Source organism: Candidatus Pelagibacter sp. HIMB1623 (assembly GCF_052047695.1).
In the GTDB taxonomy this organism is placed as follows: domain Bacteria; phylum Pseudomonadota; class Alphaproteobacteria; order Pelagibacterales; family Pelagibacteraceae; genus Pelagibacter.
The window spans coordinates 47,155-59,148 of record NZ_JBNAJN010000012.1 but is presented as its reverse complement, the minus strand read 5'-3'; the positions used below and the strand labels follow the sequence as shown (position 1 = coordinate 59,148).

Annotated in this window: 14 protein-coding genes; all 14 read left to right on the top strand. The window is 31.0% G+C overall.

Translation table 11 applies throughout. The annotated features are described in order from the left end of the window. Genes ACTTBN_RS03330 through ACTTBN_RS03265 form a run of 14 tightly spaced genes read left to right on the top strand, consistent with a single transcriptional unit; the run spans position 1 to position 11,962 of the window. Entirely contained in the window at positions 1-1,041 is a 1,041-nt protein-coding gene (locus ACTTBN_RS03330) for a homocysteine S-methyltransferase family protein (RefSeq protein ID WP_440680983.1), read from the top strand. Positions 1,042-1,049: 8 nt separating this feature from the next. Further along, complete coding sequence (locus ACTTBN_RS03325; protein ID WP_440680982.1) at positions 1,050-2,132, top strand: hypothetical protein; 1,083 nt, start codon at positions 1,050-1,052, stop codon at positions 2,130-2,132. An 8-nt stretch (positions 2,133-2,140) separates the two neighbouring features. Further along, positions 2,141-4,546 (top strand): GcvT family protein, encoded by a 2,406-nt coding sequence (locus ACTTBN_RS03320; protein ID WP_440680981.1) that lies wholly within the window; start codon positions 2,141-2,143, stop codon positions 4,544-4,546. Then, entirely contained in the window at positions 4,546-5,172 is a 627-nt protein-coding gene (locus ACTTBN_RS03315; RefSeq protein ID WP_440680980.1) for a class I SAM-dependent DNA methyltransferase, read from the top strand. Before ACTTBN_RS03320 ends, ACTTBN_RS03315 begins: the two co-directional genes overlap by 1 nt. Beyond that, positions 5,169-6,404, top strand: coding sequence for a M24 family metallopeptidase (locus ACTTBN_RS03310; protein WP_440680979.1), 1,236 nt, complete (start codon positions 5,169-5,171; stop codon positions 6,402-6,404). The genes ACTTBN_RS03315 and ACTTBN_RS03310 overlap by 4 nt, the downstream gene beginning before the upstream one ends. After that, positions 6,404-6,814, top strand: coding sequence for an AAA family ATPase (locus ACTTBN_RS03305; protein ID WP_440680978.1), 411 nt, complete (start codon positions 6,404-6,406; stop codon positions 6,812-6,814). Before ACTTBN_RS03310 ends, ACTTBN_RS03305 begins: the two co-directional genes overlap by 1 nt. After that, positions 6,811-7,185 carry a cytidyltransferase gene (locus ACTTBN_RS03300; RefSeq protein WP_428079790.1) on the top strand — a complete coding sequence of 125 codons (375 nt, stop codon included), beginning with the start codon at positions 6,811-6,813 and terminating at the stop codon, positions 7,183-7,185. Before ACTTBN_RS03305 ends, ACTTBN_RS03300 begins: the two co-directional genes overlap by 4 nt. Before the next feature lie 6 nt (positions 7,186-7,191). Continuing rightward, positions 7,192-8,043 carry a HalD/BesD family halogenase gene (locus tag ACTTBN_RS03295; protein WP_440680977.1) on the top strand — a complete coding sequence of 284 codons (852 nt, stop codon included), beginning with the start codon at positions 7,192-7,194 and terminating at the stop codon, positions 8,041-8,043. Next, a complete protein-coding gene (locus ACTTBN_RS03290) occupies positions 8,044-8,823 on the top strand; it encodes an enoyl-CoA hydratase (protein WP_440680976.1) in 780 nt (259 codons plus the stop codon). Further along, the gene (locus ACTTBN_RS03285; RefSeq protein ID WP_440680975.1) at positions 8,823-9,026 is read left to right on the top strand and encodes a hypothetical protein; all 204 of its coding nucleotides are present in this window, start codon (positions 8,823-8,825) and stop codon (positions 9,024-9,026) included. Before ACTTBN_RS03290 ends, ACTTBN_RS03285 begins: the two co-directional genes overlap by 1 nt. A 4-nt stretch (positions 9,027-9,030) precedes the next feature. Continuing rightward, entirely contained in the window at positions 9,031-9,465 is a 435-nt protein-coding gene (locus ACTTBN_RS03280; protein WP_440680974.1) for a CoA-binding protein, read from the top strand. 4 nt (positions 9,466-9,469) lie between these two features. Beyond that, a complete protein-coding gene (locus ACTTBN_RS03275) occupies positions 9,470-9,889 on the top strand; it encodes a YeeE/YedE family protein (RefSeq protein WP_440680973.1) in 420 nt (139 codons plus the stop codon). Continuing rightward, positions 9,886-10,305, top strand: coding sequence for a DUF6691 family protein (locus ACTTBN_RS03270; protein ID WP_440680972.1), 420 nt, complete (start codon positions 9,886-9,888; stop codon positions 10,303-10,305). The genes ACTTBN_RS03275 and ACTTBN_RS03270 overlap by 4 nt, the downstream gene beginning before the upstream one ends. Before the next feature lie 46 nt (positions 10,306-10,351). Next, on the top strand, positions 10,352-11,962 hold the full coding sequence (locus ACTTBN_RS03265) for a hypothetical protein (RefSeq protein ID WP_440680971.1): 1,611 nt from the start codon (positions 10,352-10,354) through the stop codon (positions 11,960-11,962). The last annotated feature ends 32 nt before the right edge of the window (positions 11,963-11,994 follow it).

The window sequence follows — 11,994 nt, the reverse complement described above, 5'->3', positions numbered from 1 at the left end:
ATGAAAAAAGATCTTATTACAAGATTAAATGAAGGTCCAATAATGTGTGCAGAAGGATATCTTTTTGCAATGGAAAGAAGAGGTTATCTTTCAGCGGGTCCATTTGTCCCTGAAGTTGTGTTAGAGCATCCTGAAGTAGTAACTCAATTACATCGAGAATTTATCAGAGCTGGGTCAGATGTTGTTCAGGCGTTTACATATTATGGTCATAGAGAAAAACTAAGAATAATTGGCAAAGAACACTTGTTAGAACCAATGCAAAAAGGTGCTCTTAAAATTGCAAAAGATGCTGCTGCTGAATTTAAAGATTTAGATTTGATGGTTTGTGGAGATGTTGCAAACACAAACGTATTTGATCCAGGTGATCCTAATACTCACAAACAATGTCAACAAATGTACGAAGAGCAAGTAGCTTGGGCAAAAGAGGCTGGAGTTGATTTTGTTATTGCCGAAACAATAAGTTGGACTGATGAAATGAAAATTGCATTAAAAGCAATTAAGGATGCAGGACTGATTGCAGTGTGCAATTTTGCAATTCCAAGAGGGGATAAAACTAGAGAAGGACACAGTGCTGAGGATGCATGTAAGATGATGGAAGATCAGGGTGCTGATGTTGTTGGATTGAATTGTTATAGAGGACCAGAGATGACAATGAAACTTTTAAAAAAAGTTAGAGACAAAGTTTCATGTCATGTATCAGGGCTTCCAGTTCCTTACAGAACTACAGAGGAAGAACCTGGTTTTTTAAATATTACCGATCATGGTTGTGATTGTATTCCTGGTGGAAATGCATTCCCCGTAGCTTTAGATAATTTATTTTGCAACAGATTTGAAATGGCAGAATTTGCAAAAGAGTGTGTTCAGAATAAAATAAATTTTATTGGTATATGTTGTGGTGCCGAAGCTCATCATGTCAGAGAAATGTCTGTTGCAATTGGTAAAAAACCAATTTCAATGAAATATATGCCAGATATGAGCAAACATTTTCACCATGGAACAGATAAATCTCTAAAAAAAGTAAATAAGGAGATCAAATACTAATAACAAATATGAAGAGAAAAACTTTTTTTGACTCTAGAGACAAATATCTATCATTTGTAAACTCAACTAATGAAAAATCAAAAATTGCTTTTTATTTATTTAAAAAAATAGAAAAAATCAGTACTCGGTCACCAATTTTTAACGTTTTAGACGCGGGTACTGGTGAGGGAACAATTATATCTACTTTTTTGTCTGGTCTGCATAAATATTTGCCAAATAAACCTATATTTGTTGTAGGTAAAGAAATAAGTATCGATGATATTAATGTGCTTCTAAGTTTTTTAGGGGATAGATTTGCAGAACATAAAACTTTAATTTTTAATATTACTAACTGTAGCTATAAAGATATAAATAACTCTACATCTGAAAATGTAAAATTTGAAAAATTAGAATTAGTTGGAAAAAAAGGTATTGATTTTACTAAGACCTTAATGAGTTTAAGTCCTTATATTAGAAAAAATTGGAAATTATCTTTTAATAACAAAAATGGTTCAATTAAACCCAAGTCAAAAATTTTTTTGACAATTTACAGAAAAGATCAAAAAAAAAAATTAAAAGACTTTATACCTAGAAATATAAGTGAAATTCCAAAAAAATATGATTTTATTATTGCATCTCAATGTTTTAAGCTTCGGTCTCCTTTAACTCAGACTGTAAAAAATGTTATTAGACCTCTTTTATCTTTGTTAAATTTTAAGGGAAAAATGTTCCTTATATACTCATCAGGAAAGGATTTTACAGGATCATTTCTTAAATATTACTATCCAAGGAATGGTTTTTATAAAAATTCAGAACCCAAAAAATTAATATCTCAAATAAAAAAAAATATAGAAAAAGATAAATTTAAAATAAAACTAGAAAAACTAAAATATACCTTCAATAATTTATCTATCAATTTGAAAGAATTCTCACTAAATAATATTTTTTCTGTCTGGAATGCAATTAACTATGTGGGACAAGTTTCTGAAATAGAGCAAAAAAAAGTTTCATTTACTAAAAAAAATATAAATATTCTTCAAAAGAGATTATCCAAATTAAAAAATATTTATTTTGAAGACAATATTGTAAATTTTGAAAAAGAAAGTTTATAAATAAATTTATGGAGAAAAATGCTAAAGTTGTAATCATAGGTGGTGGTGTGGTGGGTTGTTCTATTCTTTACCATTTATCTAAGTTTGGATTAAAGGATTGCATTTTACTTGAAAGAAATGAACTAACATCAGGTTCTTCGTGGCATGCTGCTGGAAATGTTCATGTAATTTCTTCTGACCCAAATATCTCTCGGATGATGGCTTACACAATTGGTTTATATAAAGAGATTGAAAAAGAGTCTGGTCATTCAACAGGATTTAAACCTAGTGGAGGTTTTTACTTAGCATCAAATGAAGTATGGGCTGATTATTTAAAGAGAGAAAGATCAAAAGCAAGATACATGGGGCTTGATCAAGAATTTATTTCTTTAGAAGAAGTAAAAAAGAAACATCCGTTAATTGATCCCTCTAGATACTTGCTAGCATTATGGGATCCTATAGATGGTGAAGTTGATCCATCAGGAGTTACTTATGCTTTTGCAAAAGCTGCAAAAGTTCATGGTGGAAAATATTACACTCACACTGTCGTAAAAGACACGAAACAAAAAGAAGATGGAACCTGGGATGTATTTACTGAAAAAGGAAACATTAATGCTGAAATAGTAATTAATGCAGGTGGTTTATGGGCAAGAGAAGTTGGTCAATTAGCAGGATTAAATCTTCCAGTTCAGCCAATGGAACACCACTATTTAATCACCGAACCTATTCCAGAAATTGAAGCAATGGGTGACCAAAGATTGCCTATCGGAACAGATTTTGAAGGAAATATTTATTTTAGACAAGAGGGAAAAGGTATGTTGCTTGGAACTTATGAACCTAAATCAACTCCTTGGAAAGTGGAAGGAACCCCAATGAATTTTGGTCATGAATTGTTGGAGCCGAAATTAGATAATATTGAAGATCGATTGGCAATTGGGTTTGAGAGAATGCCAGCATTAGAGCGAGCAGGAATAAAAAATATAGTTAATGGACCTTTTACTTTTGGTCCAGACGGAAGTCCTCTTATTGGTCCAGTACCTGGAATGAAAAATTATTGGGTTGCAGTTGGTGTTATGGCTGGGTTTTGTCAAGGCGGTGGTGTTGGAAAATGTATTGCTGAATGGATTATTGATGGTGAACCTTCCATTGATGTTTGGGCAATGGATGTTGCAAGATTTGGAGATTATGCATCACCACAATACGGAACAATAAAATCCTCAGAAAATTATGAACGAAGATTTATTATGACTTTTCCTAATGAAACTTTACCAAAAGGAAGAAAACAAAAAACAACAGTACTTTATGATCGTTTTGTTAATCAAGGAGCTGTGATGGGAGATAGTTTTGGATTAGAAAATGTTTTGTGGTTTGCAAACAACAAAGAAGACGCTCATGAAGAACCAACAATAAAAAGATCAAGATCACATGATTATGTTTCAAAAGAAGTTATTAATGTAAGAGAGAATGTTGGCTTGATTGAAGTTGCAAATTTTTCAAAACATGAATTCAAAGGACCTGACGCTAGAAAATTTTTAGATCATATAATGGCTGGAAGACTTCCAAAACCTGGAAGAATATCTCTATCACCAATGTTATCGTACAGAGGAAAATTGTGTGGAGATTTAACAGTTGCTTGTTTGGATGAAAATGAATTTATGGTATTTGGATCTGGTGCTGCTCAAGAAATGCACAGACGTTGGTTTGAAAGTCACTTAGATAAATTTAATTTAAATTATAAAAATAGATCTGATGAGTTTCATGGATTATCCATTGCAGGACCTAATTCAAGAAAGGTTTTAGAAAAAATAGTAAGAGATGATGTTTCAAATGAAAAATTTAAGTTTAGAGACTCAAGAAGAATGTTTGTTGGTGGAGTTCCTGCATTAGTAAATAGAATTTCATTTACTGGAGAACTTGGTTACGAAATATATGTAGCACCTCATTATCAATTAAAGTTATACGAAGAACTAGTTGAAGCTGGAAAAGAATTTAATATTAAACCATTTGGTGGAAGAGCATTGATGTCGATGAGGCTCGAGAAAAATTGGGGAGCTTGGACTTTAGATTATAGACCAGATTTTACAGCAAAAGAGACTGGCTTAGATGCTTTTATTAATTGGGATAAAGAGTTTATTGGCAAAGAAAGTGCACAAAAGGAAAACTCTTCAAACAAACTTATACCTTTAATTGTTGAAACCAATGATATTGATGTAACCAATAATGAGGCCGTTATGAATGGAGATCAAAGCATAGGTTACGTTACTTCAGGCGGGTTTGCTCATTTTGTTAATAAAAGTGTTGCGTTTACATTTATTGATAAAAATAAGATTGTAACTGATAATAAAATTCAAGTAGAGATAAACGGAGACTTGTTTAATTGTTCAATAATTAAAGAACCACTTTATGATCCAAGTGGTCAGAAAATGAGAGGCTAATGGCGCAAAAAGATGTAGGAAATAAAATTCCAATTTACAAACTTAAAACCACTGATGAAGTGATGAAATACTACGATGAGTGGGGAGATAAAGATAAGTATAATAAAGACATGGTCGATTGGAATTATACTGGACCTAAAGAAACCGTAGCAACTTACAATAAGCACGAAAATAATAAAGATACACTAATCTTTGATGCAGGCTGTGGAACAGGTCTAGTTGGAGTAGAATTAAAAAAATATGGATTTAAAAATTTTCATGGAGCTGATTTGTCTCAAACTTTATTAGACACAGTTCCAAAAGATCTTTATCAAAAATTAGTAAAGGTTGATTTAAATAAAACAATAGAAGCTGAGGATAATTTTTATGGTGGAGTGATGTGTGTTGGTACGTTTACTTTTGGTCATGTAAAACCAAATGCATTAGATGAGTTTATAAGAATAACAAAACCAGGTGGATTAATTTGTTTTACTATAAATGAAGGTATTCACGAAGAGTATGGTTTTGATAAAAAAATTGATATACTCAAAGACGATAAGAAATGGGAGGAAGTAGAATTTTTTAAATCTGATTATATTGCAAGCAAAGATGTTAATGCATGGTTAGGGTTATATAGAGTAATATGAGGTTTAGTAGAAAAATAGCTCCAGAATTTAAACCAAGACAAAATTTTATAACAAAAAAAAGATTGAGAGAGGATGAAATTGATTTTGATAAATTAAGATCATACCGTTTAGATAGAGTAAGAAATGAATTAGAAAAAAATAATTTAGAAGCTTGTATTTTATTTGATCCAGTAAATGTTCGATATGCTTTAGACACTTTAAATATGAGTGTTTATAATATGCATAATCTTACCAGATATTGTTTTGTACCAGTTAATGGACCAATAATTCTTTACGAATATTTTAATTGTGAAAAATTATCTGAAAATCTTCATCTTATAGATGAAATTAGACCTGCGATAACATGGGATTATTTTAGTAACGGTGATCAATCAGAATCACAATTACAAAAATGGGTTAATGAGGTTAAAGATTTATCCAAATCATATTTTAAATCAAAAAAAATTGCTATTGATGTTTTAAACGGACCTGCGGTTTCAGCGTTAAATAAAGAAAATATCCAGGTGGTTGATGCTAAATTAATTTTAGAACAAGCAAGAGTAATTAAATCAGCTGAAGAAATTAAATGTATGAGATCAGCAATAGATGTTGCTGAAATGGGCATTGTTAAAATGAGAGAACAATTAAAACCAGGAATGACAGAAAACGAATTATGGTCAATTCTTCATCAAACAAATATAGAAAATTATGGTGAATGGATTGAGTGTAGATTATTAGCATCAGGAGAAAGAACAAATCCTTGGATGCAAGAATGTGGAAATAAAGTTATTCAAGATGGTGAACTAGTTGCTTTTGATACCGACATGGTAGGACCCTATGGATACTGTGCGGATATTTCTAGAGCATTTGTTGTTGGTAACAAATTTAATGAAGAACAAAAAAAGCTCTATTCAATGGCTGTTGAGCAAATAGATTACAATTCAAGACTTATTAAAGATGGATTATCTTTTAAAGAATTCACTGAAAAATCCTGGGTTTTACCAGAAGATTACTACCCAAATAGATATTCTGTTATGGTACATGGAATTGGTCTATGTGATGAGTGGCCAGCGATTAGATATCCAACAGACGGTGGGGAACGTAGCGGAACGTTTCAAAAAAATATGACCATAACAGTTGAGAGCTACATTGGTAAAGTAGGTGGTAAAGAAGGTGTTAAACTTGAGCAACAATACCTTATTGGTGAAAATGGACTTGAATTAATGTCCCATCATCCGTTAGAAGATATTTAATGAAAATTATTTTGGTTATGGGTTTGCCTGGTGCAGGTAAAACAACTTTAGCAAATGAAATGGCACCTCATTTAAATGCCAAAAGATTAAATGCTGATGAAGTTAGAAAAGCAGCTGATGATTGGGATTTTTCAGAAGAAGGAAGAGTAAGGCAGGCAAAAAGAATGGCTGAATTTGCCCTTAAATTAAAAGCAGAAGGTCATTATGTGATTGCAGATTTTGTAGCACCAACAACGGAAGCAAGAAGTTTGTTTCCAGCAGATTTTAGAGTTTGGGTAGACACAATTAAGAAAGGTAGATTTGAAGATACTAATCAAATGTTTGTTAATCCAAAAAACTTTGACTACCATGTAACAACTCAGGATGCTAAGAAATGGGCACCGTTAATAATTGAGGAGATTAAAAAATGACATATCAATGGGATAATAAAAAACCGACAGCACAAATGCTAGGAAGATGGCAACCATTTCACGATGGGCACTATACCTTGTTCAAAGAGATAATTAAAAAAACAGGACAAGTTTGTATTCAAATAAGAGATGTACAGGGTGTTGATGATAATCCATTTGATTTTGAAACTGTAAAAAAAAATATTGAAGAAAGATTAAATCCTGAATTTGAAGGTCAATTTAAAATTATGTTGGTCCCTAACATTACAAATATTTGTTACGGAAGAGGTGTTGGATATAAAATTGAGGAAATAGTTTTAGATGAAGAAACTCAAAAAATCTCAGCAACTAAAATTAGAGCTCAAATGAGAGAAGAGGGTAAATTAAAATAAACTTTAATGAACGATAGATTAAAAACTATTGTCGATTTAAAAAGATATCCTATTCACGATTTAAATTCTCCAATCATTAAGAATTTAGTGAAAAAATGTAAGGAAGAATTAGACCAATATAGTTGTTCTACAATCCCAAATTTTATTTTGCCTAAATCTTTAGAGGTAATGAATACAGAATTGGAAAAACAACTTGATGAAGTTTATATGTCTAAAGAAAGCATCAATGCATATCTTTATGCTAAAGATGACACAAGTTTACCTGAAAAACATCCGAAGAGAAATTTTATGGAAAGGTATAATGGATATTTAAATTCAGATTGCTTTCCAAAAAATTCAGAAATGAAATATCTTTATGAAACTGAAGAACTTTTAAAATTTGTTTCTGCATGTTTAGGTATTTCTCCTATTTATAGATGGGCAGACCCTTTGGCTTGTCATGCGTACAATGTTATGAAACCTGATGGAATTCTTCCTTGGCATTTTGATAGTTGTGAGTTCACTCTAAGCTTGATGATTCAGAAACCTGAAAAAGGAGGTATTTTTGAATATTGTCCAAATATAAGAGCACCAGGAAATGAAAATTTTGATGAGGTTAAAAAAGTTTTAGACGGAGATCGATCAAGAGTTAGACAGCTTAAATTAGAACCTGGAGATCTTCAAATTTTTAAAGGCAGATTTACTCTGCATAGAGTTACAAAAGTAGAAGGTCAAAAATCAAGATATATGTGCATTCCAGCTTATGTTTTAGATCCCTATAGAGTAAATACCCCAGAACATTCAAAAGCAATTTATGGTAAAGTTTTACCAATTCATATAGAAAGAAATCAGGCTAGATCCGATGGATTGTCTGATTAAATGACTAGTAATATTAAAATAAAGAGAATTAATTCTGAGATTTCATCAATTATAATTGATGAACCAAAAACATATAATTCTCTTTCATATAAAAATCTTTCCGATTTATTAAAATCATTAAAAAAATTAGATGCTGATAAAAAAACTAAAGTAATAATCATAGAGGGTGCGGGTAAAGGATTTAGTGCTGGCCACAATTTAAAAGAAGTTAGAAATCTTAAAAATAAAGACAAATATCAAAAGTTATTTAGTCTTTGTTCCAAGGTTATGTTGCAAATTGTTGAAGGAAAAAAACCAGTTATTGCAAAGGTTCATGGTGCAGCTTTTGCAGCAGGCTGTCAGTTAGTTGCAAGTTGTGATCTTGCATATAGCACGAAAGACTCTTTATTCGCGACACCAGGTGTAAATATTGGATTGTTTTGCAGCACACCAATGGTGGCTGTTAGTAGAAAAATTAATCGTAAACCAATGATGCAGATGCTTTTAACAGGAGAGCCTATCAAAGCAAATTATGCAAAAGAAATTGGTTTAATAAATGATCATTTTTCTAAAGCAAAATTAAATGATGAAGTTTTAAAAGTAGCAAAAAAAATTGCTTCTAAATCAAACTTGACAATTAAAATTGGAAAGCAAGCTTTTTATAAACAATTAGAAATGCCCCTAAGAAAAGCATACGATTACACTAGTAAAATGATGACTATTAACATGATGGCAATCGATGCAAAGGAGGGTATTTCAGCTTTTTTAGAAAAAAGACAGCCAAATTGGAAACATAAATAATGATGAAGAATAAAAAAAATATACTCATTATTTTATTTGTTATTTTTGGAATGTACTTTGTATTAAATTTTAAAGATCATAATTTTAAAAGAGCAGTAGATGCTTGTATTGCAGGAAGTCAAAAATTATCTGAGACAAAAATTACAGACTTGAATGAAGCAAGAAAATTCTGTGAAGAACAAATTAAAAAAGAAAACAATTAATTAAATGAGTAACATAAAAAGAATTTTAGAAAATTCTAGGTCTATTGCAATGATCGGTGTTAGTAATGATCCAAAGAAACCCTCAACTATTGTTATGAAATATATGCAAGAGTATGGGTATAAAGTTTACCCAATTAACCCATCAGCTAAAGGTAAAAAAATTTTAGGTGAGGAAGTCTATGCTTCTATAAAAGATATTAAAAATCCTATAGACATTGTAGATGTATTCAGACCTTCTAAAGAAGCTTTTGGTATAGCAGAAGATACAGTAAAAATTGGCGCTAAAGTATTATGGTTACAACTTGGAATAAGAGACGAAAATGCCAAGAAACTAGTAGAAAAAAATAATATTGAATATGTAGAAAACAAATGTACTAAAATGGAATATCAAAAATTTTTTTTAAAAGTAAGACAGGCTTTTCCTGTTTTAAGTGATTAATTTTATGAACATAGTAAATTTTACACCAATTCCTGCTTTTACTGGTGGATTGATAATTGGATTAGCAGTGGCGATATTTTTTTTGCTGAATGGTCGATTAGTAGGAATTAGTGGGATTGCAAGTAACGCTTTAACTGAAAAAGAAAATAAATTTGATAATTTATTATTCTTGTTGGGTTTAATTATTGCACCAATTATTTACTCTATATTTTCTAAAGGTGGAGTAAATATTAGTATTTCTAATTCTTACGTCTTAATGATTGCAGCAGGTTTGTTAGTTGGAATTGGAACACGTGTTAGCGGTGGATGTACAAGTGGCCACGGTATAAGTGGCATCGGAAGATTTTCTTTAAGATCAATTGTAGCGACAATTACCTTTATGATTGTTGGAATTTTAACTGTCTATATAAAAAATTTATTATGAACAAATTAGCTTCCCTTCTTTCAGGAATAATATTTGGTATCGGTTTAGTGATATCTGAAATGATTAATCCTGCAAAAGTATTAGGCTTTTTAGATCTGTTTGGAAATTGGGATCCTTCTCTTGCATTTGTGATGATCGGAGCTTTGGTTGTTTCATCTCCTTTGTTTCATATAATTAAGAAAAAAGAAAAACCGTTACTTGTAGAAAAATTTAATTATTCAAATAACAAAACAATAAATAATCAATTAATATTAGGTTCTGCATTATTTGGCGCTGGCTGGGGATTAGGTGGATTATGTCCTGGTCCAGCTATAACTTCTGTTGCTTTACTAAATATTTACTCAATAACTTTTGTAGTTTCAATGTTTGTAGGTTTTTATTTAGTTAAATCATTCAATTTAAGTTCCCCAAGATAAATTTATATTTTTCCTTAATTGTTTATAATGAGTAAAAATAATTTTTATGAATAAAGTTTTAAAATTTTTAGACAGTACTTTTTTAGATTTGGGCCGACAATTTAAATGGACTTATTTACCGCCGTTGATGGTTTATGTTGCAGCTGGTATTTCTGGATTAACTGGGATAGTTGGAACTTTTTTTGTTAAAGATTATTTAAATTTATCTGCAGCATTTTTAGCTGGACTTGGTTTTTGGGCTGGAATTCCATGGGCATTAAAAATGCCTTTAGGTCATTTAGTTGATCTTATATGGGATAGAAAAAATTACATGGTTTACTTTGGTGCTTCTTTAATTGCCTTAAGTTTACTGATTATGTATGGGCTTATCATTCATACAGAAGACATGTCTGAAATTTTCACAGTTGAGACTTGGTTTGTGATTAGTGTAATTTTAGCACCTGTTGGTTATGTAATTCAAGATGTCGTTGCTGACGCCATGACTGTTGAAGCTGTGCCACTAACTGATGAGAGTGGAAATGATTACAATAAACATCAAGTAAAAATTATGCATACAACAATGCAAACTCTTGGTCGTTTTGCAATTATTGGAGGTACAGTTTTAGTTGCGTTGGTGAATGTAATTTTGTTTAGAGATGTAGATAGCCTAGAACAAAATGCTAAAATTGCTCTATACGGTAAAATTTATTTATATGCATTAGTTATTCCAGTTGTTTCAATCTTAGGTGTATTTTTAGCAAAATATTTAAGGAATAAAAAAATTCAAAATTTAAAATCTAAAGGACTTGAGCTTAAAGAGGAAAGAGGATCTGAGAAAACTAATATTAATTGGTGGATCCTTGGGGGAAGTTTAATATTTGTTATTTTCACTTTATCTATAGGATCCTTCAAAGTTCCTTTTGCACAAGAGATCGTTTTTATTGGTTCAGTTGTCATAATTTTATTTTTGATGTTTAAACTTATCAAAGAGTTGCCAGAGAACTTAAGGTTAACAATTGTTGGGACTGCAGTAATTATATTTATATTTCGAGCAATGCCTGGCCCAGGTCCTGGTCTGACGTGGTTTGAAATTGATGAACTTGGTTTTAATGAACAATTTTTTTCAATTTTATCTTTATTGGCCTCAATTTTAACATTGGCTGGAATTGTCTTATTGAGACCATTTATGGCTAATAACTCAATTGCAAAAATTATTGTTGTATTAAGTATAGCTGGTGCAATTTTATTTTTACCAAGTGTTGGTATGTATTATGGATTTCATAATTGGACTGCCTCATTAACTGGAGGGGTAGTTGATGCTAAATTTATAGCAATACTTAATACAGCCCTTGAGTCTCCATTAGGACAGGTATCAATGATCCCTTTATTAGCCTGGATTGCTAAAAATGCTCCCTCACATCTTAAAGCAACTTTTTTTGCAGTTTTTGCTTCTTTTACAAATTTAGCTCTTTCAGCAAGTGCTTTAGGGACAAAATATTTAAATCAAATTTTTACAGTTACCAGAGAGGTAAAAGATAAAGTTTCAGGTGAAATCCAAACTACCGCTGATTATTCAGAACTTGGGATATTGTTAATTGTTGTAACTTTACTGACGCTAATTTTACCTATTTTATTTGTCTATATAATTAACAATAGTAAGTACAAAACCTTGGAATAAAAAATAATCTTATAGTTTTTTTGATTTTTTTT

Bases quoted from the DNA above. Each gene is read 5' to 3' on its own strand.
- ACTTBN_RS03330 (WP_440680983.1), top strand. From the start codon at position 1: ATGAAAAAAGATCTTATTACAAGATTAAATGAAGGTCCAATAATGTGT.
- ACTTBN_RS03310 (WP_440680979.1), top strand. From the start codon at position 5,169: ATGAGGTTTAGTAGAAAAATAGCTCCAGAATTTAAACCAAGACAAAAT.
- ACTTBN_RS03320 (WP_440680981.1), top strand. From the start codon at position 2,141: ATGGAGAAAAATGCTAAAGTTGTAATCATAGGTGGTGGTGTGGTGGGT.
- ACTTBN_RS03285 (WP_440680975.1), top strand. From the start codon at position 8,823: ATGATGAAGAATAAAAAAAATATACTCATTATTTTATTTGTTATTTTT.
- ACTTBN_RS03300 (WP_428079790.1), top strand. From the start codon at position 6,811: ATGACATATCAATGGGATAATAAAAAACCGACAGCACAAATGCTAGGA.
- ACTTBN_RS03270 (WP_440680972.1), top strand. From the start codon at position 9,886: ATGAACAAATTAGCTTCCCTTCTTTCAGGAATAATATTTGGTATCGGT.
- ACTTBN_RS03295 (WP_440680977.1), top strand. From the start codon at position 7,192: ATGAACGATAGATTAAAAACTATTGTCGATTTAAAAAGATATCCTATT.
- ACTTBN_RS03290 (WP_440680976.1), top strand. From the start codon at position 8,044: ATGACTAGTAATATTAAAATAAAGAGAATTAATTCTGAGATTTCATCA.
- ACTTBN_RS03305 (WP_440680978.1), top strand. From the start codon at position 6,404: ATGAAAATTATTTTGGTTATGGGTTTGCCTGGTGCAGGTAAAACAACT.
- ACTTBN_RS03315 (WP_440680980.1), top strand. From the start codon at position 4,546: ATGGCGCAAAAAGATGTAGGAAATAAAATTCCAATTTACAAACTTAAA.
- ACTTBN_RS03280 (WP_440680974.1), top strand. From the start codon at position 9,031: ATGAGTAACATAAAAAGAATTTTAGAAAATTCTAGGTCTATTGCAATG.
- ACTTBN_RS03265 (WP_440680971.1), top strand. From the start codon at position 10,352: ATGAATAAAGTTTTAAAATTTTTAGACAGTACTTTTTTAGATTTGGGC.
- ACTTBN_RS03275 (WP_440680973.1), top strand. From the start codon at position 9,470: ATGAACATAGTAAATTTTACACCAATTCCTGCTTTTACTGGTGGATTG.
- ACTTBN_RS03325 (WP_440680982.1), top strand. From the start codon at position 1,050: ATGAAGAGAAAAACTTTTTTTGACTCTAGAGACAAATATCTATCATTT.